The 25,849-nt window shown below is 73.1% G+C and carries 21 protein-coding genes; 12 read left to right on the top strand and 9 right to left on the bottom strand.

Translation table 11 applies throughout. The features are described 5' to 3' along the window. Positions 1–175: 175 nt before the first annotated feature. Positions 176–1,276, top strand: a complete 1,101-nt coding sequence (locus tag ACH4TG_RS19145; RefSeq protein WP_398243526.1) for a citrate synthase 2 — start codon at positions 176–178, stop codon at positions 1,274–1,276. Positions 1,277–1,368: 92 nt separating this feature from the next. On the opposite strand, the gene ACH4TG_RS19140 is transcribed toward ACH4TG_RS19145, so the two are convergent. Next, positions 1,369–4,290, bottom strand: coding sequence for an FAD-binding and (Fe-S)-binding domain-containing protein (locus tag ACH4TG_RS19140; protein ID WP_398243525.1), 2,922 nt, complete (start codon positions 4,288–4,290; stop codon positions 1,369–1,371). A 26-nt stretch (positions 4,291–4,316) separates the two neighbouring features. Between ACH4TG_RS19140 and ACH4TG_RS19135 the strand changes: the two genes are divergently transcribed. Both ACH4TG_RS19135 and serC read left to right on the top strand, forming a co-directional pair. Further along, positions 4,317–4,817 (top strand): hypothetical protein, encoded by a 501-nt coding sequence (locus tag ACH4TG_RS19135; RefSeq protein ID WP_398243524.1) that lies wholly within the window; start codon positions 4,317–4,319, stop codon positions 4,815–4,817. A 34-nt stretch (positions 4,818–4,851) separates the two neighbouring features. Then, the gene (gene serC, locus ACH4TG_RS19130; RefSeq protein ID WP_398243523.1) at positions 4,852–5,970 is read left to right on the top strand and encodes a phosphoserine transaminase; all 1,119 of its coding nucleotides are present in this window, start codon (positions 4,852–4,854) and stop codon (positions 5,968–5,970) included. Between the two features lie 191 nt (positions 5,971–6,161). Here the strand turns inward: serC and ACH4TG_RS19125 are convergent, their stop codons facing one another. Further along, positions 6,162–7,184, bottom strand: a complete 1,023-nt coding sequence (locus ACH4TG_RS19125; RefSeq protein WP_398243522.1) for a hypothetical protein — start codon at positions 7,182–7,184, stop codon at positions 6,162–6,164. Positions 7,185–7,231: 47 nt separating this feature from the next. Between ACH4TG_RS19125 and ACH4TG_RS19120 the strand changes: the two genes are divergently transcribed. Both ACH4TG_RS19120 and ACH4TG_RS19115 read left to right on the top strand, forming a co-directional pair. Continuing rightward, entirely contained in the window at positions 7,232–7,912 is a 681-nt protein-coding gene (locus ACH4TG_RS19120) for a GDSL-type esterase/lipase family protein (protein ID WP_398243521.1), read from the top strand. 91 nt (positions 7,913–8,003) lie between these two features. Continuing rightward, positions 8,004–8,999, top strand: a complete 996-nt coding sequence (locus ACH4TG_RS19115) for an aldo/keto reductase (RefSeq protein WP_398243520.1) — start codon at positions 8,004–8,006, stop codon at positions 8,997–8,999. A 166-nt stretch (positions 9,000–9,165) separates the two neighbouring features. Here ACH4TG_RS19115 and thpR read toward each other — a convergent pair whose 3' ends face one another. The 3 genes from thpR to ACH4TG_RS19100 form a co-directional block, all read right to left on the bottom strand. Continuing rightward, positions 9,166–9,858 (bottom strand): RNA 2',3'-cyclic phosphodiesterase, encoded by a 693-nt coding sequence (gene thpR / locus ACH4TG_RS19110; RefSeq protein WP_398243519.1) that lies wholly within the window; start codon positions 9,856–9,858, stop codon positions 9,166–9,168. Then, positions 9,855–11,405, bottom strand: coding sequence for an MFS transporter (locus tag ACH4TG_RS19105; protein WP_398243518.1), 1,551 nt, complete (start codon positions 11,403–11,405; stop codon positions 9,855–9,857). Before ACH4TG_RS19105 ends, thpR begins: the two co-directional genes overlap by 4 nt. 94 nt (positions 11,406–11,499) lie before the next feature. Next, entirely contained in the window at positions 11,500–11,877 is a 378-nt protein-coding gene (locus ACH4TG_RS19100; protein WP_398243777.1) for a MarR family winged helix-turn-helix transcriptional regulator, read from the bottom strand. Positions 11,878–12,090: 213 nt separating this feature from the next. Here ACH4TG_RS19100 and ACH4TG_RS19095 point away from each other — a divergent pair, with 213 nt between their 5' ends. Next, positions 12,091–12,315 carry a ribbon-helix-helix protein, CopG family gene (locus ACH4TG_RS19095; protein ID WP_398243517.1) on the top strand — a complete coding sequence of 75 codons (225 nt, stop codon included), beginning with the start codon at positions 12,091–12,093 and terminating at the stop codon, positions 12,313–12,315. On the opposite strand, the gene ACH4TG_RS19090 is transcribed toward ACH4TG_RS19095, so the two are convergent. After that, a complete protein-coding gene (locus ACH4TG_RS19090; protein WP_398243516.1) occupies positions 12,285–13,739 on the bottom strand; it encodes an NCS2 family permease in 1,455 nt (484 codons plus the stop codon). The genes ACH4TG_RS19095 and ACH4TG_RS19090 overlap by 31 nt on opposite strands. Before the next feature lie 151 nt (positions 13,740–13,890). Here ACH4TG_RS19090 and ACH4TG_RS19085 point away from each other — a divergent pair, with 151 nt between their 5' ends. Both ACH4TG_RS19085 and ACH4TG_RS19080 read left to right on the top strand, forming a co-directional pair. Then, entirely contained in the window at positions 13,891–14,169 is a 279-nt protein-coding gene (locus ACH4TG_RS19085) for a DUF2530 domain-containing protein (protein ID WP_398243515.1), read from the top strand. A 49-nt stretch (positions 14,170–14,218) separates the two neighbouring features. Next, complete coding sequence (locus ACH4TG_RS19080; protein ID WP_398243513.1) at positions 14,219–16,615, top strand: HAD-IC family P-type ATPase; 2,397 nt, start codon at positions 14,219–14,221, stop codon at positions 16,613–16,615. Between the two features lie 90 nt (positions 16,616–16,705). Here the strand turns inward: ACH4TG_RS19080 and ACH4TG_RS19075 are convergent, their stop codons facing one another. Continuing rightward, positions 16,706–19,966 carry a sacsin N-terminal ATP-binding-like domain-containing protein gene (locus tag ACH4TG_RS19075; protein ID WP_398243512.1) on the bottom strand — a complete coding sequence of 1,087 codons (3,261 nt, stop codon included), beginning with the start codon at positions 19,964–19,966 and terminating at the stop codon, positions 16,706–16,708. A gap of 380 nt (positions 19,967–20,346) precedes the next feature. Then, positions 20,347–21,366, bottom strand: a complete 1,020-nt coding sequence (locus tag ACH4TG_RS19070) for a DUF3027 domain-containing protein (protein ID WP_398243511.1) — start codon at positions 21,364–21,366, stop codon at positions 20,347–20,349. Between the two features lie 260 nt (positions 21,367–21,626). Here ACH4TG_RS19070 and ACH4TG_RS19065 point away from each other — a divergent pair, with 260 nt between their 5' ends. The 4 genes from ACH4TG_RS19065 (at position 21,627) to ACH4TG_RS19050 (ending at position 25,298) form a co-directional block, all read left to right on the top strand. Further along, positions 21,627–23,003 carry an MFS transporter gene (locus ACH4TG_RS19065; protein ID WP_398243510.1) on the top strand — a complete coding sequence of 459 codons (1,377 nt, stop codon included), beginning with the start codon at positions 21,627–21,629 and terminating at the stop codon, positions 23,001–23,003. A gap of 228 nt (positions 23,004–23,231) precedes the next feature. Further along, on the top strand, positions 23,232–23,723 hold the full coding sequence (locus ACH4TG_RS19060) for a hypothetical protein (protein ID WP_398243509.1): 492 nt from the start codon (positions 23,232–23,234) through the stop codon (positions 23,721–23,723). Beyond that, a complete protein-coding gene (locus ACH4TG_RS19055; RefSeq protein WP_398243508.1) occupies positions 23,720–24,445 on the top strand; it encodes a futalosine hydrolase in 726 nt (241 codons plus the stop codon). The genes ACH4TG_RS19060 and ACH4TG_RS19055 overlap by 4 nt, the downstream gene beginning before the upstream one ends. Continuing rightward, positions 24,438–25,298 carry a 1,4-dihydroxy-6-naphthoate synthase gene (locus ACH4TG_RS19050; RefSeq protein WP_398243507.1) on the top strand — a complete coding sequence of 287 codons (861 nt, stop codon included), beginning with the start codon at positions 24,438–24,440 and terminating at the stop codon, positions 25,296–25,298. The genes ACH4TG_RS19055 and ACH4TG_RS19050 overlap by 8 nt, the downstream gene beginning before the upstream one ends. Before the next feature lie 167 nt (positions 25,299–25,465). Here ACH4TG_RS19050 and ACH4TG_RS19045 read toward each other — a convergent pair whose 3' ends face one another. Next, entirely contained in the window at positions 25,466–25,849 is a 384-nt protein-coding gene (locus tag ACH4TG_RS19045) for a cold-shock protein (protein WP_033173507.1), read from the bottom strand.

Here is a 25,849-nt window from a genome sequence, read left to right as displayed (position 1 = left end):
GGCCCGGGGATGTGCGGCAACTCACCCTTACCGTGGTGTCCCCCTGTCGAGACAATGGGCGGTCCGGCCCCTCCCGCGGGATCGGGGGCGACCGCCCACCAGGCGGCCCGGGACCGGAGACAGCACCCAACCCACAGGGATCGTCGAGATCACGACAGCCCAGAGGAGCCGCCCCATGTCCGACTTCGTGCCGGGACTCGAAGGAGTCGTCGCGTTCGAGACCGAGATCGCCGAGCCGGACAAGGAGGGCGGCTCGCTTCGCTACCGCGGGGTCGACATCGAGGAGCTCGTCGGGAAGGTGAGCTTCGGGAACGTGTGGGGCCTGCTGGTCGACGGGAAGTTCAATCCCGGGCTGCCGCCCGCCGAGCCGTTCCCGATCCCGGTGCACTCCGGGGACATCCGCGTCGACGTCCAGTCGGCGCTGGCCATGCTCGCCCCGGTCTGGGGCCTCAAACCGCTGCTGGACATCGACGAGGCCGAGGCCAGGGACGGTCTCGCCCGCGCGGCCGTCATGGCGCTGTCGTACGTCGCCCAGTCCGCGCGCGGCCAGGGGCTGCCGATGGTGCCGCAGCGCGAGATCGACAAGGCCCAGACGATCACCGAGCGCTTCATGATCCGCTGGCGCGGCGAGCCCGACCCCAAGCACATCGCGGCCGTTGACGCCTACTGGACGTCGGCCGCCGAGCACGGCATGAACGCGTCCACGTTCACCGCGCGGGTCATCGCCTCGACCGGTGCGGACGTGGCCGCCGCGCTGTCCGGGGCGGTCGGCGCGATGTCGGGACCGCTGCACGGCGGTGCCCCGTCGCGCGTCCTGGGCATGATCGAGGAGATTGAGCGCACCGGCGACGCCGAGGGCTATGTGAAGGCGGCGCTGGACCGCGGTGAGCGCCTGATGGGCTTCGGGCACCGCGTCTACCGGGCCGAGGACCCGCGCGCCCGGGTGCTGCGGCGCACCGCGCGCGAGCTGGGCGCCCCGCGCTACGAGGTGGCCGAGGCGCTGGAGAAGGCCGCGCTGGCCGAGCTGCACGCCCGCCGGCCCGACCGCGTGCTGGCCACGAACGTCGAGTTCTGGGCCGCGATCATGCTGGACTTCGCCCAGGTGCCGGCGCACATGTTCACCGCGATGTTCACCTGCGCCCGCACCGCCGGCTGGTCGGCGCACATCCTGGAGCAGAAGCGGACCGGGCGCCTGGTCAGGCCGTCGGCACGGTATATCGGCCCGGGTCCTCGCGGCCCGCAGGACGTCGTGGGTTACGACGGGGTCGCGCGCTGACCGACGCGCGGAACTGACGGAACGGGTGGGGCTCTCGCGGCCCCACCCGTTTCCCCTTGCGTGTAAGGGCCTGCGGCCCGGTGCCGAGCCCCTTACCGGCCGTGCTCCTCGCCGTGTCCTTCGTGGGGCTCGGCGCCGTTCTCCTGGGACTGTTGCCGTCCGGACCGCACGGCCTGTACGTCCAGTGCTTCCGCGAGGAGTTCGGCGAGGTGGCGGGCGCGGACGTCCCCGAGTTGGGCGAGTTGGGTGCGGCAGGAGAAGCCGTCGGCCAGGACGGCCGTGCCCGGAGCGGCCGCCCGCACGGCCGGGAGCAGCGCCTCCTCGGCACAGGCGGCCGACACCGCGAAGTGCCCTGCTTCGAAGCCGAAGTTGCCGGCGAGGCCGCAGCATCCGCCGGTCAGTTCACCGGTGAGCCCCGCGCGCTCGCGCAGCCGCCGGTCGGCCGCGTCGCCGAGCACGGCGTGCTGGTGGCAGTGCGTCTGTCCGACGACGGCCCGGTCAAGCCGCGGGGGTTCCCATCCGGGCGCGAACTCCTCCAGCGCCTCGGCGAACGTCCGTACGGCGGCGGCGAGTCGGGCGGCCCTCGGCTCGTCGGCGCCGAGGAGTTCGGGGAGGTCGGAGCGGAGCGCGGCGGCGCAGCTGGGTTCGAGGACGACGAGCGGGAGTCCGGCATCGAGCAGCGGCTCCAGCCGGTCGAGGGTGCGCCGCATGACCGCTCTGGCGCGGTCGAGTTGACCGGTGGAGACCCAGGTCAGGCCGCAGCACACGGTGGCCGGCGGGGTGCTGACGCGCAGTCCTGCGGCCTCCAGCACGCGGACGGCGGCGCGGCCGGCCTCCGGCGAGAGGTGGTCGGTGAACGTGTCCGGCCAGAGCACGACCTGCGGGCCCGCGGCGTTCCGGTGTCCCTCGTTCGTGGTCCTGCCGTCCCACCATCGAGTGAAAGTCTCGGATGCCAGTTCGGGCAGGTCGCGTTCGTTCGCGAGCCCGCCGAAACGCTTCACCAGCCAGGCGATTGACCGAGTTCTGCCAAGAGCGTTGAGGGGCCCGGCGATCGGTGCCGCGGCCTTCAGCCACAGCGGCAGCCAGCCCATCGCGTAGTGGGCGCGCGGCCGCGTCCTGCGGCGGTAGTGGTGGTGCAGGAACTCCGCCTTGTACGTGGCCATGTCCACGCCGACCGGGCAGTCCGAGCGGCATCCCTTGCAGGAAAGGCAAAGGTCGAGGGCATCGCGGACCTCGGCGGACCGCCAGCCGTCTTCGACCACCTCGCCTGCGAGCATCTCGTGCAGCAGCCGGGCCCGGCCGCGGGTGGAGTGCTGCTCCTCGCCGGTCGCCCGGAACGACGGGCACATCACGCCGGAACCCCCGGTGTGGGCTGCCGTGGTGCGGCACTTGGCGACCCCGATGCACCGCCTGACCGCGGCGGAGAAATCGCCTCCGTCATCCGGATAGGTGAATTCCACGTCGACCGCCCGCCGGCCGGGAGCGGGAAGCACGGCGAAGCGCAGATTGCTATCAATGGCCTCGGGACGCACGAGCATCCCCGGATTCATTCCGCGGTCGGGATCCCAGAGTTCCTTGAAATCTGAAAAGAGTGCGATCAGTTCCGGGCCGTACATCTTCGGCAGCAATTCGGCGCGCGCCTGCCCGTCGCCGTGCTCGCCGGAGAGCGAGCCGCCGTGCGACACCACCAGGTCGGCGGCGGCCTCGGAGAAGCGGCGGAAGCGCGCGACCCCGGCCTTGTCCATGAGGTCGAAGTCGATGCGCACATGGACGCATCCGTCGCCGAAGTGGCCGTAGGGCGCACCGCGCAGCCCGTGATCTGCCAGCAGGACCCGGAACTCCCGCAGGTAGGCGCCCAGCCGGTGGGGAGGAACCGCGCAGTCCTCCCAGCCCGGCCATGCCTCACTGCCATCGGGCATGCGTGTGGCGGTTCCGGCGGCATCCTCCCGGATCCGCCACAGGGCGCGCTGCTGAGCGGGGTCGGCGACGACGGCGTGGCCGGTCACGCCGTCGGCCGCCGTACGGCACAACTCACGGGCGCGGGAGCCGGCGTGACCGGGGTCGTCGCCGCCGACCTCGACGAACAGCCAGGCCCCGCCGGGCGGCAGCGATCGGGCGGCATCGCCGACGAGGTCGGCGGCCATCCCCTCCACCGTCAACGGGCTGTGCGGCAACAGGAGATGAGCGGCGTCCGCGGCCGCCGACTCATCGTGGTAGCCGAGCACGACCAGCACGCGCGCGGCGGGGGCGGGCACCAGGCGCACGGTGGCTTCGGTGAGCACGCCGAGGGTGCCCTCGCTCCCGGTGAAGGCCCGGGCGGCGTTCCGGCCGTGCTCGGGCAGCAGGGCGTCCAGGGCGTATCCCGAGATGCGGCGCGGCAACCTGGGGAAGCCGGTGCGCAGCAGGGACAGGTGCCGGTCGGCCAGGTCCCGCAGCCCGTGGCGGAGTTGGGGCGTGCCGTCGCCGGGGAGCCCGCCGTCCAGCCGGACGTGCTCCCCCCGGTAGGTCAGGACGTCCAGGGCCAGCACGTTGTCCGCGGTGGTGCCCCAGGCCACCGAGTGGGACCCGCAGGCGTTGTTGCCGATCATCCCGCCCAGCGTGCAGCGGCTGTGGGTGGACGGGTCGGGGCCGAAGGTCAGGCCGTGCCGGGCGGCCGCCGCGCGCAGGTCGTCCAGGACGGCTCCGGGCTGCACGCGGGCGGTGCGGGCCTCGGGGTCGATGTCAAGGATCGCGTTCATGGACCGGGTGAAATCCAGGACGATTCCGGTGCCGGTGGCCTGCCCCGCGATGGACGTCCCGCCGCCGCGCGGCACGACCGGCTGCCCGTGCTCGCGGCACACGGCCAGTGCGGCGGCCACGTCCTCGGCGTCGGCGGGGGCCACGACCCCCGCGGGAACCCGCCGGTAGTTCGAGGCGTCCATGGTCATGAGGGCGCGCGACCCGGCGTCGAAGGCGACCGTGCCGCGCAGTGCGGTCCGGAGCGCGTGTTCCACAGGTGCGAGTTCGACCGTCATGTGCCCAGCTTGCCCGGGGGGAAGCGATGTTCGCCGCGTACGTGCCGTCGCCGCAGTGTTACCGCGCCTGCCCGGCAGGGGGCGGCGCCGGGGATCTCACGACCTTCCTGATCGTCGCGGGCTCGGTGGTGGGTGCGGTCCTGGTGGGCTGGATGGTCAAGGTGGAGCTGGACCATCGGCTTCGCACGCGCGGCGTGCCCGGTACGGCCGTCATCACCGCGCTGGAGGGACGCCGGGTGGTCCCCGGCACGCCCGACATGAAGGTCACCGTGACCTTGCTGGTGACGGCGCCGGACGGCGAGGAGCTCGAGACCTGGACGACGGCGCAGCTGCCGATCCTCGACATGCCCCGGGCCGGCTGGCGGGTCCCGGTGCGCTATTCGGCGCGCGACCGGTACCGGGTCGCGCTGACGGGCCCGGCCGTCCCCCCGGAGGAGGAATCCGCAGGCGCGCAATCCCCGGGCGACGGGCCCGGAAACGCGTCAACAACGCCCCCGGCCTCGCCGTCTCATCCGATGGAACGCTGACCGCAACGAGCCTGTTACGCATTACGCTGCGGACGTGGCCGATATCCAGATTCCCGCTGACATCAAGCCCACCGACGGACGGTTCGGGTCGGGCCCCTCCAAGGTGCGGACGCAGGCGCTCGACGCCCTGGCCGCCACCGGGACGTCCCTGCTCGGCACCTCCCATCGCCAGGCTCCGGTCAAGAACCTGGTGGGCGCTGTCCGTGACGGCGTCCGGCAGCTCTTCTCCCTGCCCGACGGCTACGAGGTGGTGCTCGGCAACGGCGGATCCACCGCCTTCTGGGACATCGCCACCCACGGCCTGATCCGCGAGAAGTCGCAGCACCTGTCGTTCGGCGAGTTCTCCTCGAAGTTCGCCAAGGCAGCGCAGCTGGCCCCGTGGCTGGCCGACCCGACGATCGTCAAGTCGGAGCCCGGCACGCACCCCGCGCCGGTCGCCGAGGCGGGCGTCGACGTGTACGCCTTCACCCACAACGAGACGTCGACCGGTGTCGCGATGCCGCTGCGCCGGGTCGCGGGTGCCGACGAGGGCTCGCTGGTCCTGGTGGACGCCACGTCCGGTGCGGGCGGCCTGCCGGTCGACATCGCCGAGACCGACGTGTACTACTTCGCGCCGCAGAAGTCCTTCGCGGCGGACGGTGGCCTGTGGCTGGCGGCGTTCTCGCCCGCGGCGCTGGAGCGGGCCGCCGAGATCGCCGGGTCCGGCCGCCACATCCCGGCGTTCTTCGACCTGCCGACGGCGATCGACAACTCGCAGAAGAACCAGACGTACAACACCCCGGCGCTCGCCACGCTCTTCCTGCTCAACGAGCAGCTGGAGTGGATCAACGGCCAGGGCGGCCTGGACTGGGCTGTCAAGCGCACGGCCGACTCGTCCTCGCGGCTGTACGGCTGGGCGGAGAAGGCGTCGTTCGCCGAGCCGTTCGTGGCGGACCCGGCCCAGCGCTCCCAGGTCGTCGGCACCATCGACTTCGAGGACGGCGTCGACGCTGCCGCGGTCGCCAAGGTGCTGCGGGCCAACGGCATCGTGGACACCGAGCCGTACCGCAAGCTGGGCCGCAACCAGCTGCGCGTCGCGATGTTCCCGGCCGTCGAGCCGGCGGACGTCGAGGCGCTGACGGCCTGCATCGACTTCGTCATCGGCCAGCTCTGATCCTGCGGCCGGACCGGCTGCCGCAGCCGGTTCCGGCCGGGTATTCCCTCCGTTGCTGCACGGCGGGGGCGCGGCCCACGGGCCCGCTCCCCGCCGTCCCCAGACCGGCGGGGCGTCGGCTGAGGTCTGCTCTACTGAGCCGAGCCCTCCCGCGCGCCTCGCCGCCTCCTGAGCCCCGGTCTGCGGGGCGTTCAGTGCTGGCGCCGGCGCCGCCGCAGGACCTTGCTGGTCAGGTAGCCGAGTCCGCCGAAGGCCGCGAGGACCGCGATACCGAGCGCCTTGCTGCCGCCGTGCCGGTCGGTGGTCTTGGTGCTGCTCTCCGCGGCTGGGCCGCCGCCCTGGGCCCGGCCGGACGGGCTGGCGCTCGCAGCCGCACTGTCGGGCAGATCGGCGCCGCTCAGAGGCGCCTTCCACACCTGGCTGTTCTTGCCCTCGCTGCTGTACATCAGCGTCCGGCCGTCGGTGGTGAAGGTGACGCCCTCGCCCTGCGGCTGCATGGGGACGGTGAGATCGCTGATCTTGCGCGGGGCGCCGTTCACCCACCGGTAGTCCGCGGACCAGAAGTAGCCGCGCAGCACCAGCCGGCTGCCGTCGGGCGAGAAGGCGCCGTCGGTGACCCAGGGGACGTCGGCGACGGGCCGGAAGACGTTGACGCCGTGGGTGCTGAGCTTGGCGGGGCCGGCGTACAGATGGCCGCCGTCCTCGTTCTTGCTGGCGATGTAGACCCGCCCGGTCCTGGGGTGGACCATCAGCGCCTCGGCGTTGCGCGGGCCGTCGGAGTAGCGCACGGTGAAGCGGGTGACGTCGACCGTCTGGTCCCGGAGCTGCTTGGGCTCGGGGAAGCGGTAGATCCATACCTCGGGCCACTTGCCGCCGAGGTTGTCGCCGATGTCGCCGAGGTAAAGGTCTCCGTCGGGGCCGAGCGAGATGGCCTCCATGTCGCGGGCGGGGATGCCGCGCATCGTCACGCGGGCCAGGGTCTTGCCGGTCGCGGAGTCGACGGCGAAGACGTAGGGGCCGTCGCCGCTGTCGTTGTGCGTCCAGTACACGCCCGGGTGGAGGTGGCTGGCGGCCAGTCCGCTGGACTCGATGATCCGCGGGTCGCTCATCCGGAACGCCACGGAGGGACCGCTGTCGGCCGCGGCGGGGATCGCCGGGACGCAGGCCAGGGCAAGGGCGGCACAGGCGGCGGCCACCGGCAGAGAAGGACGCATGCCCCCCAGTGTCCATGGTCACCGCTGCGTCATGGATGATGCCCCGCATGCGCTACCTCTTCGTCGGTGACTCCATGACCGTCGGTTCCGCCGGCGATTACACCTGGCGCTACCGGATGTGGCAGCACCTGTGCCGGCTCGAGGAGCCGTTCTCGGTGGTGGGGCCGCGGGTCCTGCTCTACGACAAGGCGTGCGACGACGCGGTGTCCGCGGACTACGCCGATCCGGCGTTCCCGCAGCGGGCCCGTCGCCATCTGGCGGGGTGGGGCGAGGGCTGGCTGCACATGGCCCCGCTGATCGGCGACGCGGTGCGCGAGCACCGCCCGGACGTGCTGCTGATCTCGCTGGGCCTGATCGATCTCGGCTTCTACACCAACGCCGAGCAGACCGCGGCCAATGTGGAGCGCTTCATCGTCCAGGCGCGGGAGGCGGGGCCGCGGCTGCGGATGGTGCTGCTGCCCGTCATCCCCAACACCCGTGCCGAACTGGACCCCGACTTCGCCGGCGAGTGCGCGCAGCTCAACGAGCGGATGGCGAAGGCGGTCGCGGACCATGACTCGCCGGCCTCGCCGCTGCTGATGGCCTCCCGTCCCGAGGGCTACGACATCCTCCTCGACACCTACGACGGCACGCATCCGAACGAGGCAGGGGAGCACAAGCTCGCGGCCGCCTTCGCGGATGCGATGCACCAGGCGTGGGGACTCGGGGAGCCCTACGAGGCGGCCTGAACGACCACCCGGCGGCGCGTGCCGCCACCAGGTGGGACCGCGGGGATCGGCCCTTGATTCGAGCGCACTCGAAGGGCTTGGCTTGTATGTCATGGAATACACGCAGCTCGGACGTACGGGTCTCAAGGTCAGCCGCCTGGTTCTGGGGACCATGAACTTCGGTCCGCAGACCGATGAGGCGGACAGCCACGCGATCATGGACGCGGCCCAGGCCGCGGGCATCAACTACTTCGACACCGCCAACGTCTACGGCTGGGGCGAGAACAAGGGCCGGACCGAGGAGATCATCGGCACCTGGTTCGCGAAGGGGGGCGGCCGCCGGGACAAGACCGTGCTGGCCACCAAGGTCTACGGCAACATGGCCGCCGAGGGCGACGAGTGGCCCAACTACGACCGGCTGTCGGCGCTGAACATCCGCCGTGCGGTCGAGGCGAGCCTGAAGCGGCTCGGCACCGACTACATCGACATCTACCAGTTCCACCACGTGGACCGGGCCACGCCGTGGGAGGAGATCTGGCAGGCGATCGACGTCCTGGTCCAGCAGGGCAAGATCCTCTACGCCGGTTCGAGCAACTTCGCCGGCTGGCACATCGCGCAGGCCAACGAGGCGGCCGCGCGGCGCGGTTCGCTGGGCCTGGTCAGCGAGCAGTGCCTGTACAACCTGGTGGAGCGCCGCGCGGAGATGGAGGTCATCCCGGCCGCGGAGCACTACGGCCTGGGCGTGATCCCGTGGTCGCCGCTGCACGGCGGTCTGCTCGGCGGGGCGCTGCGCAAGCAGCGCGAGGGCGGCGGCGCCCGGTCGACGAGCGGCCGGTCGGCGGACTCGCTGAAGTCTCAGGAGCAGCGGGACCAGATCCAGGCGTACGAGGACCTGTGCGACAAGCACGGCCTGCAGCCCGGTGACGTCGGCCTGGCCTGGCTGCTGACCCGCCCGGGGGTGACCGGCCCGATCGTCGGCCCGCGCACCCAGGAGCAGTTGGACTCCGCGCTGCGGGCGGTGGAGACCGAGCTGTCCGAGGAGTTCCTGGCGGCCCTGGACGAGATCTTCCCGGGTCCTGGCACGTCCCCCGAGGCGTTCGCCTGGTAGGGCGCGGTTCGCGTGTCGCCGCCGCGGCTCAGCGGACCGCGGCGGCGACGGCCACGACGACGAGCATCAGGACGAAGGCGGCGGTCATCACGCGGGTACGGGTCTTGGGGTCCACCCTTCGAGGTTAACCGGCGGCGCGGGGTGCCTCGTCGCCCGGGTTGCCCGGTCAGCCGTCCGAGCCGGCGCGCCCGGCATCGGAATCCCGGGGTCCCTCGCGAGAGTCCCGGGGTCCCTCGCCCGAGTCGCGGGGCGCGTCGCCCGAACCCGAGTCGTCGTCCCCCGGCGCGTCCGGCCCGCTCAGGTGGAACTCCCGCACGGTCTCGTAGCGGGGCTGCTCGCCGGGGACGCCGGAGCGCGGCAGGAAGCTGGCGACCAGGCTCACACGGTCCGCGGTCCAGGGCGTACCGCGGAAGTCCGCCAGGGCCTCGGCGTAGGGCCCGAGGTGCGCGGCACGGCCGCGCGGGGTGCGGGCCAGCGTCAGGTGGGCGCGGAAGCCGTGCTCCTCGGCGGGTGGCGCCCCGGCCCGCCGCGCGCCGGCCCGCACCGAGTCGGCGAGGTGGGACAGGCCGCGCAGGTCGCCCTCGGCGCCGATCCACAGGGTGCGGTCCCCGAACCGGCCGCCCGCGGCCAGCCGCAGCTCGTGGGGACCGTGGCGGCGGGCTGCCCGGGCAAGCCGTTCGTCGAGGCCGGGCCGCACCTCGTCGGGCACCTCGCCGAGGAAGGCGAGGGTGAAGTGCCATCCCTCGCGGGCGGTCCAGCGCAGGTCCGCGGCGCCGGGCATGCGGCGCACCGGGGCCAGCGCCGCGGCCAGTTCGGCGGCCACGGCGGGCGGCGGGATCAGCGCCGCGAAGAGCCTCATGCCGGGGTCAGCCTCGTGACGCCGTCGGCCCCGCTCTCCACGCCGCCCTGGGCCCTGTCCTCGGCGGCCCTGTCCTTGATGGCCCTGTCCTCGACGGCCTTGTCATCGACGGCCTTGGCGTCGGTCGCCGGGTCCCCGGCGGCGGGACCGGCCGTGGAGCCTGCCTCGGCCACCGGCTGGGAGCCGTCCGTCCGGGGGCCGCCTGCCTGGGGGCCGTCCGTCCGGGAGCCGTCGCGGGGGACGAAGGCCACGAACGGCTGGTCGTCACCGCGCCGCAGGTTGACCCGCAGGCGCAGGCCGCCCGCCCTGGCGAGGGCGAAGCCCACGGCCGCCGCGGCGGCAGCGGCGATCAGGCCGCCGGACAGGAAGCCGAGTCTGGCGCCGTAGGTGTCGGTGACCCAGCCCATGACCGGGCCGCCGATCGGGGTGCCTCCCACGAAGACCATCATGTACAGGCTCATCACGCGGCCGCGCATCACGGGGTCGGTGGCGAGCTGGACGGTGGCGTTGGCGGTGGTGTTGAAGGTCAGGCCGAAGACGCCGATGGGCACCAGGAGCACGGCGAAGAGCCAGAACTCGGGGGCCAGCGCGGCGGCGGCCTCCAGCAGCCCGAAGACCATGGCGGCGGCGACCAGCATGCGCAGCCGGGTCCGGCTGCGGCGGGCGGCCAGCAGCGCGCCGAGCAGCGAGCCGGCGGCCATCAGGGTGTTGAGCAGGCCGTAGGCGCCGGCGCCGCTGTGGAACACCTTGTTGACGAAGGCGGACAGCCAGATCGGGAAGTTGAAGCCGAAGGTGCCGATGAAGCCGACGAGGACGATCGGCCAGATCAGGTCGGGCTTGCCGGCCACGTAGCGCAGGCCCTCGCGCAGCTGGCCCTTGCCGCGGGGCACCCGCTCGACCTGGTGCAGCTCGGAGGTGCGCATCAGGAGCAGGCCGGTGAGCGGGGCGAGGAAGGACAGGCCGTTGATCAGGAACGCCCAGCCGCTGCCGACCGCGGTGATCAGCACACCGGCGACGGCCGGGCCGACCAGGCGGGCGGCCTGGAAGTTCGCGGAGTTCAGGGAGACGGCGTTGCGGACGGCGGACGGGCCGACCATCTCCATGACGAAGGTCTGCCGGGTGGGGTTGTCCACGACGGTGACCACGCCGAGGAGGAAGGCGATGGTGTACACGTGCCACACCTGGACGACACCGCTGAGGGTCAGGGTGGCCAGGGTCAGGCCGAGGACGCCGAGGGCGGCCTGGGTGACAAGCAGGGTCCGCCGCTTCGGGTAGCGGTCGGCGAGGACGCCGCCGTAGAGCCCGAACAGCAGCATCGGCAGGAACTGCAGCGCGGTGGTGATGCCCACCGCGAAGGACGAGCCGGTGATGCTGAGCACCAGCCAGTCCTGGGCGATCCGCGACATCCAGGTGCCGGTGTTGGAGACCACGGCGCCGGTCGCGAAGAGCCGGTAGTTGCGGATCCTGAGCGAGCTGAAGGTGCCCGTCTTCTGCTCCGCGGGACGGTCAGGTTCGGTTGCGGTGTCTGGTCCGGCTGCCGAACTCAATCGGAACTCGCCTCCCCTTCGTCGGGTGGATCGGGTGCGTCGGTGCCACAGCACGAGACCGCCGCCCGGAGGGCGGCGGTGCGGGGCCGGCGGCTCACAGGTGAGCCAGCTTCTCGAGGACGGGAGCGGCCTGGCGCAGCACGGCGCGTTCCTCGTCGGTCAGTCCTTCGGCGAGCTGGGCCAGCCAGGCGTTGCGCTTGTTGCGGCTCTCGGCGAGCATCGCGTCGGCCTGCTCGGTGCGGCTGACCACGACCTGGCGGCGGTCCTCGGGGTGCGGTTCCCGGTGGACCAGGCCCTTGGCCTCCAGCATCGCCACGATGCGGGTCATGGACGGCGGCTGGACGTGCTCCTTGCGCGCCAGTTCGCCGGGCGTGGCGGAGCCGCAGCGGGCCAGGGTGGCCAGCACCGCCATCTCGGTCGGGCTGAGCGACTCGTCGACGCGCTGGTGGCGCAGCCGACGCGACAGCCTCATCACGGCGCCGCGCAGCTCGCTGATGGCTGCGCGGTCGTCCTCGGACAGTTCACTCACGGTCTTTAGCTTAGCTCATTACCTAAGCTAAGTACATTCGAGGGTGAACACGACGAGGCGCGTATTGAACCATCCGATGGCCAGATCTCACCCATACGAGTGAGAAAGCGACGGAAAGTGACGCGGATGGACCCGCGGTCCCAGGACCGTGGGCGCATGGCATCGAGAGTGCTCAGCCTCCGTATGGACGGAGACCTGTGGGACCGGATCCGCGATCATGCCGCCAAACGCGGAATGAGCGCCCAGGAGTACGTGATCCGGACGCTCATTCGCGAGGACTTCGACGAGCGGTTCAAGACCGCCGTCGAGGAGACCGACCGGTTCTACGGCCGGCAGGACGATGACGGGGCTCAGACCAGGCCGAGCGCCGGCATCAGGTAGTAGAAGGCGAACACGGCGCTGACCAGGTAGAGGGCCACCGGCACCTCGCGCCACCGGCCGGCGACGACGCGCAGCAGGCAGAAGGTCAGGAAGCCGATGCCGATGCCGTTGGTGATGGAGTACGTGAACGGCATCAGGACCATGGTCAGGAACGCCGGCACCGCGATGGTGAAGTCGTTCCAGTCGATCTCCCGGATCGAGCCGGACAGGATCAGGAAGCCGACCGCCACCAGGGCGGGGGTGGCCGCCTGTGCCGGCACCATGGTCGCCAGTGGCGTGAGGAACAGCGCGAGCACGAACATCAGGCCGGTGACGATGCTGGCCATACCGGTCCTGGCGCCCTCGCCGACGCCGGCGGTGGACTCCACGAAGCAGGTGTTGGCCGAGGAGGACGTCGCACCGCCGGCGGCGGTGGCGATGCCGTCGATCATCAGCACCTTGCTCATGCCGGGCAGGTCGCCCTTCTCGTCCAGCAGGCCGGCCTCGTCGCTGACGCCGAGGATCGTGCCCATCGCGTCGAAGAAGCACGACAGCAGGACGGTGAAGACGAACAGGATCCCGGTGAGGATGCCGACCTGGTGGAATCCGCCGAAGAGGCTGACATGGCCGATCAGCCCGAAGTCCGGGGAGGAGACGGGGTTGCCCGGCCACTTGGGCACGGTCAGGCCCCACTGCGCTGCGGGGATGCTGGCGGCCGCGTCGACGATCACGGCCAGCACGGTCATGCTGACGATCGAGATGAGGATGGCGCCCGGCACCTTGCGGATGATCAGGCCCAGGGTGAGCAGCGTCCCCAGGATGAAGATCAGCACCGGCCAGCCGGTGAGGTGGCCGCCGCTGCCGAGCTGAAGCGGCACGGTGGTGTGCGCGGCGTCCGGGATGCGGGAGACGAAGCCGGAGTCGACCAGGCCGATGAGCATGATGAACAGGCCGATGCCGATGGCGATGCCCTTGCGCAGGCCGAGCGGCACCGCGCTCATCACCCGCTCCCGCAGCCCGGTGGCGACCAGGATCATGATCGCGAAGCCGGCGAGGACGACCATGCCCATCGCGTCCGGCCAGCTCATCTTGGGGGCGAGCTGCAGGGCGACCACCGTGTTGACGCCCAGGCCCGCAGCCAGGGCGACCGGCACGTTGCCGATGACGCCCATCAGCAGCGTGGTGAAGGCGGCGGTGATCGCGGTGGCGGTGACCAGCTGGCCGCCGTTGAGGTGGTGGCCGGCCTTGTCCACCGCGGACCCGAGGATGATCGGGTTCAGAACGATGATGTAGGCCATCGCGAAGAACGTCGCGAGACCACCCCGGATCTCGCGCGGGATCGAGGATCCGCGTTCGGAGATACGGAAGAAGCGGTCCAGGCCGGAGACGGGCGGGCGGCCACTGGGCGTGCGCGCGTCGACCGGAGCGGGGGCCGAGGTGGACATGTGGGTCCTTCACACGGGTCGGTTCTCGCCGGTTTTGGGCGATCGTACGAATGATTTGAGTCAACGAGTGACTGTTTCAGTATGAACAAACAACAAACCAAACGCTATCTTCGCGCGTAGACCCCCGGAATCACCGCATACCATGAGGCCCATGAGCAAGCAGCGGAGTCCCCTGCGCGAGGCACCGGAGCCTCTGGAGGCCAACGACGTCGCGACGGTCATCGTCGGCACGGTCATCTGGTTCGCGCTCTTCGTCGTGCAGCTCCCCTTCTACGGCTGGTACTCCGATCACGGCCACGCCTGGTGGATCTGGACCTGCCTGGCCGGCGGGTGCCTGGGCCTGGTGGGCCTGAAGTACGTGACGGCCCGGCGGGACGCCATCCGGCGCGCACGGGCGGCGGGCGCCGCACAAAGCGGTCCGGAAGACTGAAAGCGCGGACAAGCGGCACTCCGCACTTCCGCCACGTACCGTCGGATCCATGACGGAACGCGCCGACACCGAGATCGCCACTGCCCGCAACCCCGGGCTCAGCTCCGACGAGGTCGCTCGGCTCGTCGAGCGCGGCGAGGTCAACGACGTCCCGGTCCGGTCCTCCCGCTCCACCGCGGACATCGTCCGGGCCAACGTCTTCACCCGGTTCAACGCGATCATCGGCGTGCTCTTCCTGATCATCCTGGTGGTCGGGCCCATCCAGGACGGCCTGTTCGGCTTCGTGATCGTCGCCAACACCGCGATCGGCATCTTCCAGGAGATGCGGGCCAAGCGGACGCTGGACAGCCTGGCGCTGGTCGGCGAGGCCAAGCCGATGGTCCGCAGGGACGGCACGGCCGCGGAGATCCCCACGTCCGGGATCGTGCTCGGCGACCTGATCGAACTCGGGCCGGGGGACAAGGTCGTGGTCGACGGCCAGGTGGCCGAGGCGGACAACCTGGAGATCGACGAGTCACTGCTGACCGGCGAGGCCGACCCGGTACTCAAGCACCCCGGCGACACGGTGATGTCGGGCAGCTTCGTGGTCGCGGGCGGCGGCGCGTTCACGGCCACCAAGGTCGGCCGGCAGGCGTACGCGGCGCAGCTCGCCGAGGAGGCGTCGCGCTTCACCCTGGTCAACTCCGAGCTGCGCAACGGCATCAGCCAGATCCTGAAGTACGTGACGTGGATGATGGTGCCGGCCGCGGTGGGCCTGATCATCAGCCAGTTCACGGTGGAGAGCCACGACGCCCGCGAGGCGGTGCGCCGCACGATCGGCGGGATCGTGCCGATGGTGCCCGAGGGGCTGGTGCTGCTGACCTCGGTGGCGTTCGCGATCGGCGTGGTCCGGCTGGGCCGCAAGCAGTGCCTGGTGCAGGAGTTGCCGGCGATCGAGGGCCTGGCACGGGTCGACGTGGTGTGCCTGGACAAGACCGGCACCCTCACCGAGGGCGGCATGGACGTCAACGAGCTGCGGATGCTCGACGGCGCCCGGCAGCCCTACACCGCCTCGGTGCTGGCCGCACTGGGCGCGGCCGATCCGCATCCCAACGCCAGCCTCCAGGCGATCATCGACGCCTACCCGCACGCCGGTGCGGACGGCTGGCGGTGCACGGACACCCTGCCGTTCAGCTCGGCGCGCAAGTACAGCGGTGCGGCGCTCACCGAGCCGGACGGCACGACGGGCACCTGGCTGCTGGGCGCGCCCGACGTGCTGCTGCCCGCCGGGCACCCGGCGCTGGCCGACGTCGACCGGCTCAACGACCAGGGACTGCGGGTGCTGCTGCTGGCGCGCACCGGGCTGGACCTGGACGACCCGCAGGTCTCCGCCGACGTGCTGCCGCAGGCCCTGGTGGTGCTGGAGCAGCGGCTGCGGCCGGACGCCGGCGACACCCTGCGCTACTTCGCCGACCAGGGCGTGCACGCCAAGGTGATCTCCGGCGACAACGCGGTGTCGGTCGGCGCGGTGGCGAGCACGCTGGGCCTGCCCGGTGCCGAACGGCCCGTCGACGCACGGCGGCTGCCGGCCGAGCGGGACGCGATGGCCCGGGTCCTGGAGGACGGCTCGGTGTTCGGGCGGGTCACCCCGCAGCAGAAGCGGGACATGGTGGGCGCGCTGCAGTCCCGCGGCCACAACGTGGCGATGACCGGCGACGGCGTCAACGACGTGCTGGCGCTCAAGGACGCCGACATCGGCGTCTCGATGGGCTCGGGGTCGGAGGCGACCCGGGCGGTGGCCCAGATCGTGCTGCTCGACAACAGCTTCGCCACGCTGCCGTCGGTGGTGGCCGAGGGGCGCCGGGTGATCGGCAACATCACCCGGGTCGCGACGCTGTTCCTGACCAAGACCGTGTACTCGGTACTGCTGGCGCTGCTGGTGGTGTTCTGGCAGATCCCGTACCCGTTCCTGCCGCGGCACCTCACCCTGCTGTCCACGCTGACGATCGGCGTGCCGGCGTTCTTCCTGGCGCTCGCGCCCAACAAGGAGCGGGCCAGGCCGCACTTCGTGAAACGGGTGCTGCGGTACGCCACGCCCGCGGGGATCATCTGCGGCCTGGCGTCGTTCCTCTCGTACCTGGTGGCGCGGCACCACTACACCGGCTCCGGGGCGCTGGACGCGGAGACCAGTGCCGCCACGCTCACGCTGTTCCTGCTGGAGGTGTGGGTGCTGGCGATCGTGGCCCGGCCCTACACCTGGTGGCGGGTCGCGCTGGTGCTGGCGATGGTCGTGGGCTTCCTGATCGTGCTGGTCACGCCCTGGCTGCAGTCGTTCTTCGCGCTGCGCCTGGTGGGCAGCGAGGTGCCGTGGATGGCGGTGGGGATCGCGGCCGTCGGAGGGGTGGTCCTGGAAGTCGTGTGGGCATGGGTGCGCCGCCGCGAGGACCGGGTCCTCGCGACGGCGTGACGGTGCTGCGGCGCGAAAGCGCGACGGCACGAAGGCGGTTGCGGCGTCGTCGCGGCGGTGTGACTCCGTGACGTCGCCGGGCGGCACGCGTCAGTCGAACCAGCGGGCCTCGGCCAGCTCGTCGGTGCGCTCCGGATCCTCCAGCAGCGCGGCCAGTTCGAACCTGCGCTGCCAGTGGCCGGTGGCCCAGGCGATCCCGGCGGCCAGGCCCTCCACGGTGGAGGCGTGCAGCACCCCGTCGGCGTAGCGCCAGGCGATCTCCACCTCACCGGTGACGAGCAGCTCCTCGTGCTCGAGGTACGAGGTGGGCGCGCCGGGCAGCAGGTCGTGCACGGCGGGCAGGACGTCGCTCGCCTCGCCCTCGGAGAGCACCTCCGCCTCGACGGCCTCGCTGAGCCGCCGCACCTGCAGCAGCTCGGCCAACTCCCCGGCCAGCCGCGGCGGTACGGGCAGCAGTGCGCGGCCGGCGGCCAGCGGCAGCAGGTCCGGGGCGTCGGCGACCAGGGCCTCCGACGCGTCCACGACGACCGGCTCGCCGTCCACGACGGCACGCAACTCCTCGGGCAGGGTGACCTGTTCGGGGTCGAGTTCGGCCAGGGCCGCGTAAAGGCCGTGCAGTTGGGCCGGGGTCACCGGGCGGTCGGGGTCGGCGAGGCGGCCGAGGAGTTCGGCGGCGCCGCCGGGTTCGGCGAGCAGGGCGGCCACGGTGGTGCGCACGCCGAGCGCCCGCAGCACCTGCTCGTCCACGTCGGTGTCGGTCTCGGCGTCGTCGTAGAGCCCGGCGAGCAGCCGGTCGCCGCCGGCCGCGCGCAGGCCCACCGGGGTGCGGCCGTCGAGCACCGGGTGGTCGCGCAGCCACCAGGCGGCGTAGGGCCGCACCGACTCGGTGGTGCCGTCGGGCAGCAGCACGCGGACGGGCGCGGTGACCGCCTCGCGCAGCGGGGGCCGGGAGAGCAGCGCCAGGGCCTGCGACCACGCGTCGTCGTCTACCAGGTCCAGGTCGCGCACGCCGACCACCTCGGTGGCGACGGGCGGCACGTCGGTCTCGGGGAGCTGGTCGAGGACGTCCTCGCACCACACGTCGACGGCGTCCAGCAGGCCCACGTCGTCGGGCTCGGCCCAGTCGCCGTCGCGCGGGTCCAGGTCGTCCGGGTCGAGGACGACGTCGGCGGCGCGCACCAGGGCGAAGGTGGCGAGCACGCCCACGGCGGTGAGCGGCTGCTCGCCCCAGCGGTCGGCGAGATCGGCGTCCACGGCGGCCAGTTCGCCCTCGCGCAGCACCGACTCCAGGTCGCTGCCGGGCAGGACGAGCTCTCCGGCGGGGGCGAGTTCGCCGTCCTCGTCGGGCAGGGCGAGCGCGGACAGCCACGGCTCGTCGCCGGGGGCCAGGTCGGCGGCGCGGACGAGGCCCAGCACCGCGTCGGCCAGCTCCTCCGCGTCCAGCCCGGGTTCCTCGTCCCAGGCGGCCCGGTCCTCGTCCAGGGACGCGGCGACGGCGGCCCGCACCTGGGGCGAGGTGAGGATGGCCCGCGGGGTGGCGGGCAGCGCGCCGAGCTTCTCCAGCAGCGGGTGAGCGGCGTCGGCGTGGGCGACGCGCAGGCCGAGCCGGGACAGCAGGGCAGCGTCGACGGCCTCCTCGCCGTCGGCGCCCGGCAGCGGCAGCAGGATCTGCCGAGGGCCGACGACGGTGCGGCCGTCAGCGAGCGGCACGGGCAGGCCGCTGAGGATGTCGGCGTCGGTGCCGGCCAGCGCGTCGTAGAGCCGGTACCACCAGCCGGCGGGGCGCTCGGCGCCGGACAGCCGGTCGACGGCGTCGGCCAGCGACAGCCGGGTCACGCCCAACTGCCGGAGGGCGGGGCGTCGTTCGAGGGAGGCCGGGACGAGGGTGGGCAGCACCTCGGCGAGCACGCGCACCGCTTCCGCGGTGGCGCCCTCCACGACCTCGGCCTCGACCGGGCGCAGGGCGTGCGCCTCGCCGGCGAGCGGCCCGTCAGCGGCTGCGCTCTCGTCCTCCTCGTCGCGTCCGCCGGCTCCGGCACCGGCACCGGTCCTGGCTTCGTCGCCGGCCCAGGGCTCCGTGCCGCCGCCCCGGCCGTCCTGGACGGGCGTCTCGGCGGCCCGCGGCAGGAACGGCGTACGGGGCAGCTCGGCGAGGATGCGGCGGCGCAACTCGGCGTCGAGTTCGCCCTTGCCCAGCGGCCCGGGCACCAGGTCGACGACACCGGTTCCGACCGGCCGCCACCCGTCCATGAGCCGCACGTACGCCTCGGCGGCGCGGTCCAGGAGGAAGTCGGTGAGCGGGCCGGGCGCGGCATGGCGGCGGGTCGGGTCGAGCGGGAACGTCGCCAGGAGCAGGGCAGGCAGGCCGAGCGGCTCGTCGGTCGGGGTGGGCGCGTGGACCACGTCGATGGTGCGCGGTGCGGCGGGGGCGCCCTCGCCGTCGACGGGCACGGCCCAGGTGACCGACCACACCGGGCGCAGCCGCTCCTCCACCGGCCGGTCGGCGAGGAGTTCGGGGGTCAGCGATCCGGCGGAGGCGTCGACTCGCCAGCGGGTGGGGGCCGTTCGCGCCGTGTCCTCGATCAGGACGTCCCCGCCGTCGAGTTGACGGCGCGTCAGGGTCCTGGTGCCGGAGGGGGTTTCGACGACCACTTCGGACAGTCCGGGCAGGGCGAGCAGCAACGCGTCGTCCACACCGGCGAGGAGACGGTTCGTCAGATCCTCGGCCGAGCCGTCGCGCAGGGGCAGCACGACGGCGCTGTCGTAGGTGTCGGGGGCGCGGCCCTCGGCGGGGAACGGCAGCCGCAGCAGCGGGACATGGCCGTCGCGGCGGCGCAACTCGTCGGCCAGACCGGGGTCTTGGGCGGCCAGGTCGCGGGCCTCGGCGAGCGACCAGCGCACGCCGCCGGACCGGCTGACGAGGGCCGGCTCGTCGGTGACCGCGAGGACGGCGGCGAAGCCGACGCCGAAGCGGCCGACGGCGCCGCCGTCCTCGCGCTTGGCCGAGGCACGCAGGGTGGAGAGCGACTCGACGGCGGCGGCGTCGAGCCCGGCGCCGGTGTTCGCGGCGGCGAGGAGGGCGGGCGCGCCGTCCTCCGCCTCGTGCAGGGTGAGCCGGAGCCGGCCGGGGACGCCGGCGCGGACGGCCGCGTCGGCGGCGTTCTGGGCCAGCTCGACGACCAGCCGGTCGCGGTAGCCGCCGAGGGCCAGGTCCTCCTCGGCGTTGGCGTCCTCGCGGAAACGGGCCGCGGACGTGGCCCAGGCGGTGAGGACCGCTTGGCGCAGGGCTGCTGTGCGGAAGGGGTCGGGGTGCCCTTCCGGGGCCGTTCGGATTACGCCTGCGCGGGTCAACGTACGGGGCCCTCCGTCCCATGGCTTCGGCCCCTGCGGGCCCTGCACGGTGACGGTACCGCCATTCGGCCGCACCCCGCGCGGCGGGCGCGGCCCGTCACGGACGGGAGCCCTGCGCCCCGCTCCCCGCCGCGCCACTCGTCCGTGTGAACCCCGCTGCCCCGCGGGTGGCGCGCCGGGCGCCCGGAGGGGCTTCCGCGACCCGCGCCGCCGCTCAGCCCGCGCGGACGTTCAGCGGGCGCGGACGTTCAGCCGGCGCGGGCGCTCAGCCGGAGCCGCCGCTCAGCGCCGAGCCGGGCCGGACGCCCGGCCCGAACCGGAATCGGGCCGGACCCCCGGCCGGAACCGGGCGGTCGCCTGGCCGCGGGGCGTCCCGGGGGTCAGCCGTGGCCGAGGTCGTCCTCGGACGGCTCGGTCTCCTCGACCGAGGCGTGCCGGTCGGGGTGCAACGGCATCGGCTCGGTGTCGTGCAGGTCGTCGAGGACCATCGGGGCCGGCTTCGGCGTCTTGGGCATGACGGCTGCCTCCGAGTGGGCGCCGCAGCCGTAGCCGAGCGAGACCAGGTGGCCGTCGGCCGGCGAGAACTCGTTGGCGCACACCCCGAAGGCCTGGCTGAGGGAGCCGGCGATCGGCACCAGGAAGCCGCAGCTCGCGCAGTTCGCGGGCGCGCCCTGCGCCATGGGCGTCTTGGGCCCGAAGTGCTCCTCCCAGCGGTCCGCGGCCGAGTGCAGGCCGAAACGGGACAGCACGCGGGGGCGGCCCATGCCGAGCTGGCGGGCGACGGCCCCGATGGTCGACAGGGCGGGCCCGGGCACGACGAGCTCTTCCGCGACCGCTTCCGCGGCCTCCACGGCCCGCTCCACGGCCTCACCGCCGGCCCGCTCCTCGGCCTCGCCGCCGGCGCGCTCCTCGGCCTCGCCGCCGGCGCGCTCGCCCGCCTCCCCGCCGGCCCGGCCGCCCGTCTCGATGACGGCCTCCGCGACGGCGGTCTCCTCCTCGGGTGCCTCCTCCGGCTCCCCGTGCCCGCCCGTCCAGCCGGGTTCGAGCCGGAGGTCGTCGGCCTCGGTCGGCAGCAGGTCGCCGGGGCCCAGGTCGCCCGGGCGCAGCCGCTCGCTCCAGGGCACCCACTCGGGTGCGAGCACCGCGTCGGGTCCGGGCAGCAGCACCGTCTCGTCGATCGTGACGACCTTGGCGCGCGAGGCCCGCGCGAGGGTGGTGGCCCACCGCCAGCCGCGGTAGGCCGGCTCCTTGCAGGCGAAGAGATGGGTGACGACCCGGTCACCCTCCGCGACGACGCCGAGGTGCTCACCGACGGAGTGCGGGCCCGCCGCCTCCTCGGTGACCGCGAGCGCGACGTCCACCGCCTCGGCGCACAGGCGGTCAGGGGTCCGGCTTCGCATCGCAGGGCTCACAGAAATCGTTTCTCTTTCTACGCCGTCTCACGTGTGCGCTCCAGGGCGGGCTGACCGGATGCGAGGGAGGGCCGGCGGAGCGGACCTGCGGACCGCGTCAACGCCTTCGTTCCCCGAACCTTCCGGTCCGCCCGAGCGTCCTCGGGCACACCTGTTGCCACCATTCTGCGCGATCGCACGCTACCCGTGTGCAGGACCACCGCAAAGGAGGGGGTGCGCAGAGTTCCATTTGGGGCAGGATTGCGAACGTGGCACGAACCGTGACATCGGGTCCTGGACCCGTGCGCAGGGCCGGGCGCTCCCTCGCCAGTGGGGTGGGGCGCTCCGGCGGTGCCGTGGTGCGCCGGGTGCGGCGCTCGACACATTCGGGCGGCGCGGGCGAGTCGGGCCTGGCGAAGCTGATCGAGCTGCACGCGGTGAACTCCGCGGGCGACATGATGGTCACCGTCGCGCTGGCGAGCACGGTGTTCTTCTCCGTGCCGACGGGCGAGGCGCGCGGCCGGGTGGCGCTGTACCTGCTGATCACGATGGCGCCGTTCGCGATCCTGGCGCCGGTGGTCGGCCCGATGCTGGACCGGCTGGGCCACGGCCGCCGCGCGGCGATGGCCGGGTCGATGATGGCCCGCGCGGTGCTGGCCTGGACGATGGCCGGGGTCGTGACGACGGCGGGCCTGGGCCTGTATCCGGCGGCTCTGGGCGTGCTGGTGGCGTCCAAGGCGTACGGCGTGTTGCGCAGCGCGGTGGTGCCGCGGCTCCTGCCGGGGCGCACGACGCTGGTGAAGGCGAACTCCCGGGTGACCCTGGCCGGGCTGCTGACGACGGCGGTGGCCGCGCCGGTGGGCGCGGGGCTGCATGCGATCGGACCGCCCTGGCCGCTGTACGCCGCGTTCGTGATCTACGTGGCCGGCGCGCTGCTGTCGATGTCGCTGGATCCCAAGGTGGACTCGGCGCGCGGCGAGAACCGGGCGCGACTGTCGGCCGACGAGGAGGCGTCCAAGGTGCCGGCGGGCATCCCGGGCCGCAAGCCGGGGCTGCTGGGCGTCGGCTCCTCGGTGCTGCACGCGCTGCAGGGCAACGCGGGCCTGCGCGCGCTGTCGGGTTTCCTGACGATGTTCCTGGCGTTCATGCTGCGCGAGCATCCGCTGGGCGGGCTGACGCCGGCGATGTCGCTGGGCGTGGCGGTCGCCGCGGCCGGTGTGGGCAACGCGCTCGGCACGGCCCTGGGCGCCTGGCTCAAGGCGCGCGGGCCGGAGATGATCATCGCCACCGTGCTGGTGATCGCGCTGGGCACGGCGACGGTCGCGGCGGGCTGGTTCGGGCTGTTCACGGTGGCCGCGGTCACCGCGGTGGCGGGCAGCTCGCAGGCCCTGGCCAAGCTGTCGCTGGACGCGCTGATCCAGCGTGACGTGCCGGAGGAGGTCCGCACCTCTGCCTTCGCCCGCTCGGAGACGACCCTCCAGCTGTCGTGGGTCATCGGCGGCGCCCTCGGGATAGTGCTGCCGCTGAACGGGTCGCTGGGCATGGCGGTGGCGGCCAGCCTGGTGCTGATCGGCTTCTCGGTGTCGGTGCGCGGCCTGCTGGGCGCGCACCGGCGGGGCAGTACGGCCCGCGCCCGCGTCGCCTGACGCCGCCTGACGCCGCCGGGCGGCGCCGCGGCCCGCACGGCCGGGAGTCGTCGGCGGGTCTCCCGGGACCGCCCACGGCCGCGCCCTCCGGCCGCCCGCGCCCCCCGCGGACCCCCTCGGGCCGCCCGAGTCGCCTGAGGCCGGGACGCCTGCCGGGGAGCCACGCCGCCGGGGGACACGGCGCACCCCCGCGCAGACCTGGAGCAACCGCCCGGTAGCCTCACCCCCATGAGCATTCGCCGCGCTGCCACCACCGTTGGTGCCATCTCCCTCGGGCTGGTCGCCCTCACCGCCTGCGACAAGCCGACCCCGCTGGCGACGGTGACCGTGGGCACCAGGTCGGTGACCGCCGAAGCCGTCGACAAGTGCTACGCCAACGGCAAGAAGCTCCCGACGACGATCTTCCAGGCGTGCCTCGCGGCCTCGGCCAAGCACCACATCACGGTCGGTCTGGGCGACACCGTGCGGGTGGGCGTGGAGCCGAAGCTGGCGAAGAAGGGCTGGCTGCTGGCCTCCGGCACCCAGTTGCTCACCCCCGAGCCGCTGACGAACAAGACCTACTGGACGCTGGACTCGAGCACGCTGTTCACCCAGCAGGACCCGTCGACCGGCCAGACCACGCAGGTCGACTCGGTGACGCTGAACATCGTGGAGTCCGCCGACACCACCGGCGCCGAGACGTACGGCGTGTGGAAGATCAAGCTGCTCAAGGCCAAGTGACGGGCTCCGGTCGCCTTCTGGTGGTGACCGCGGTGGCCGCGGAGCGCGACGCGGTGGCCGCCGGTCTCGCCCTCGCCGGTCCCGGCGTGCCCGGCGCTGACCTCACCGACGCCGCCCACCCCGGCTCCGGGCCGGCCGCCGACGTGGTCGCGGCCGGGGTCGGTCCCGCGGCGGCCGCGGCAGCGACGGCGACCGCGCTGGCCCGCGCCGAGGCGGCGGGCGCCCCCTACGGTCTGGTGGTCTCGGCCGGCATCGGCGGCGGGTTCGCGCCCGCGGCGCCGGTAGGCGGCCTGGCGGTGGCCGACGCGATCGTGGCCGCCGATCTCGGCGCCGAGACCGAGGCCGGGTTCACGCCGGTGGCCGAACTGGGCTTCGGCACCTCGCAGCACCTGCCACCGGCGCGCCTGTCCCGCGCCGTGGCGGCCGTTCTGGGGGCGGCGTACGGGCCGGTGCTCACCGTCTCGACCGTCACCGGAACCGCCGGGCGGGCCGCGGACCTGGTGCGGCGTCACCCCACCGCTGTGGCGGAGGCGATGGAAGGCTTCGGCGTCGCGGAGGCGGCGGCCGCGGCGGGCGTGCCCGTGCTGGAGATCCGGGCCGTGTCGAACGCCGTGGGCCCCCGGGACCGGGCGGCGTGGCGGATCGGCGAGGCGCTCGCGGCACTGACGGCCGCCTTCGGGAAGCTCCCGGCGGCATTGGAGGTTGACCCGGAACATGACTGACGACACGTCCGGCGGCTCCGCACTGCGGATCGCCTACTCCCCCTGCCCCAACGACACGTTCGTCTTCCACGCGTGGGCGCACGGCCTGGTGCCGGACGCGCCGCCGGTGGCGGTCACGTTCGCCGACATCGACATCACCAACGGCATGGCCGAGCGCGGCGAGGGCGATGTGCTGAAGGTGTCGTACGCGGTGCTGCCGTGGGTGCTGGACGAGTACGCGCTGCTGCCCTGCGGGGGCGCGCTGGGCCGCGGCTGCGGCCCGCTGGTGCTCACCCGCGAGCCGGGCGCCGACCTGTCGGGCCGGACGGTGGCGGTGCCCAGCGAACGCTCCACGGCGTACCTGCTGTTCCGCCTGTGGGCGGCGTCCGAGGTGCCGGGCGGCGTCGGCGAGATCGTGGTGATGCCGTTCCACGAGATCATGCCGGCGGTGCGCGACGGCCGGGTCGACGCCGGCCTGGTCATCCACGAGGCCCGCTTCACTTACCAGAACTACGGCCTGCACAAGCTCGCGGACATGGGCGAGCACTGGGAGTCCACCACGGGGCTGCCGATCCCGCTGGGCGCGATCATCGCCCGGCGGTCGCTGGGCAAGGAGCGCCTGCAGGAGCTGGCCGCCGCCGCGCGCGCCTCGGTGCGCAGAGCCTGGGACGACCCGCAGGCGTCGCGCGGGTACGTGCTGGAGCACTCCCAGGAGATGGACCCGGCGGTCGCCGACCAGCACATCGGGCTGTACGTCAACGAGTTCACCGAGGATCTCGGCGAAGAGGGGTACGCGGCGGTGCGCGGCCTGCTGACGCGCGCCGCGACCGAGGGCCTGGTCCCGCCGCTGGCTCCGGACGCGCTCGCCTTCTGAATCGGCGTTCGGTGTCGGGTGTTCGGCTTCCGGCCTTCGGGGTTCGCCGCCGGGCCTTGCGCGTTCGGCGTTGCGCCTTCGCCTTGGTGTTCCCCGGAAAAAACGTTGCGGCGCTTTACCCGGAACTATGAATTCCGGAAAAGCGCCGCAATAGCCGAGCGATGCGGCTATACGTCGAGCTGGTCCGCGACCACCCGCAGCACCGAAGCGATCTTGTGGCCGTGGGCCTTGTCCGGATAGCGGCCGCGCTGCAGCGAACGTGCGACGTCCTCCAGCAGGGTGGTGAGGTCCTGGACGATGGGCAGCAGTTCGTCCGGCTTCCGGCGCTGGGCGGCGGCGACCGAGGGTGCGGGGTCGAGCAGCGTCACCGAAAGCGCCTGGTCACCGCGCTGTCCCGCGACGACGCCGAATTCCACGCGCTGGCCGGGCTTGAGGGCCGCCACGCCGTCGGGCAGCACCGAGGAGTGCACGAAGACGTCACCGCCGTCATCGCGGGAGAGAAAGCCGAAGCCCTTCTCGCTGTTGAACCACTTGACCTTGCCGGTAGGCAC

Source organism: Streptomyces sp. NPDC020917 (assembly GCF_044333795.1).
GTDB lineage: Bacteria > Actinomycetota > Actinomycetes > Streptomycetales > Streptomycetaceae > Actinacidiphila.
The sequence above is the reverse complement of the archived record's forward strand: the minus strand, read 5'-3'. Positions and strand labels throughout refer to the sequence as shown.

What these genes read in the sequence shown, in the direction of transcription:
- ACH4TG_RS19145 (WP_398243526.1), top strand. Translation starts at nt 176, where the DNA reads ATGTCCGACTTCGTGCCGGGACTCGAAGGAGTCGTCGCGTTCGAGACC.
- thpR (WP_398243519.1), bottom strand. Translation starts at nt 9,858, where the DNA reads ATGAGGCTCTTCGCGGCGCTGATCCCGCCGCCCGCCGTGGCCGCCGAA.
- ACH4TG_RS19115 (WP_398243520.1), top strand. Translation starts at nt 8,004, where the DNA reads ATGGAATACACGCAGCTCGGACGTACGGGTCTCAAGGTCAGCCGCCTG.
- ACH4TG_RS19100 (WP_398243777.1), bottom strand. Translation starts at nt 11,877, where the DNA reads ATGAGGCTGTCGCGTCGGCTGCGCCACCAGCGCGTCGACGAGTCGCTC.
- ACH4TG_RS19120 (WP_398243521.1), top strand. Translation starts at nt 7,232, where the DNA reads ATGCGCTACCTCTTCGTCGGTGACTCCATGACCGTCGGTTCCGCCGGC.
- ACH4TG_RS19090 (WP_398243516.1), bottom strand. Translation starts at nt 13,739, where the DNA reads ATGTCCACCTCGGCCCCCGCTCCGGTCGACGCGCGCACGCCCAGTGGC.
- ACH4TG_RS19080 (WP_398243513.1), top strand. Translation starts at nt 14,219, where the DNA reads ATGACGGAACGCGCCGACACCGAGATCGCCACTGCCCGCAACCCCGGG.
- ACH4TG_RS19125 (WP_398243522.1), bottom strand. Translation starts at nt 7,184, where the DNA reads ATGCGTCCTTCTCTGCCGGTGGCCGCCGCCTGTGCCGCCCTTGCCCTG.
- ACH4TG_RS19085 (WP_398243515.1), top strand. Translation starts at nt 13,891, where the DNA reads ATGAGCAAGCAGCGGAGTCCCCTGCGCGAGGCACCGGAGCCTCTGGAG.
- ACH4TG_RS19135 (WP_398243524.1), top strand. Translation starts at nt 4,317, where the DNA reads ATGTTCGCCGCGTACGTGCCGTCGCCGCAGTGTTACCGCGCCTGCCCG.
- ACH4TG_RS19095 (WP_398243517.1), top strand. Translation starts at nt 12,091, where the DNA reads ATGGCATCGAGAGTGCTCAGCCTCCGTATGGACGGAGACCTGTGGGAC.
- ACH4TG_RS19140 (WP_398243525.1), bottom strand. Translation starts at nt 4,290, where the DNA reads ATGACGGTCGAACTCGCACCTGTGGAACACGCGCTCCGGACCGCACTG.
- ACH4TG_RS19060 (WP_398243509.1), top strand. Translation starts at nt 23,232, where the DNA reads ATGAGCATTCGCCGCGCTGCCACCACCGTTGGTGCCATCTCCCTCGGG.
- ACH4TG_RS19070 (WP_398243511.1), bottom strand. Translation starts at nt 21,366, where the DNA reads ATGCGAAGCCGGACCCCTGACCGCCTGTGCGCCGAGGCGGTGGACGTC.
- ACH4TG_RS19050 (WP_398243507.1), top strand. Translation starts at nt 24,438, where the DNA reads ATGACTGACGACACGTCCGGCGGCTCCGCACTGCGGATCGCCTACTCC.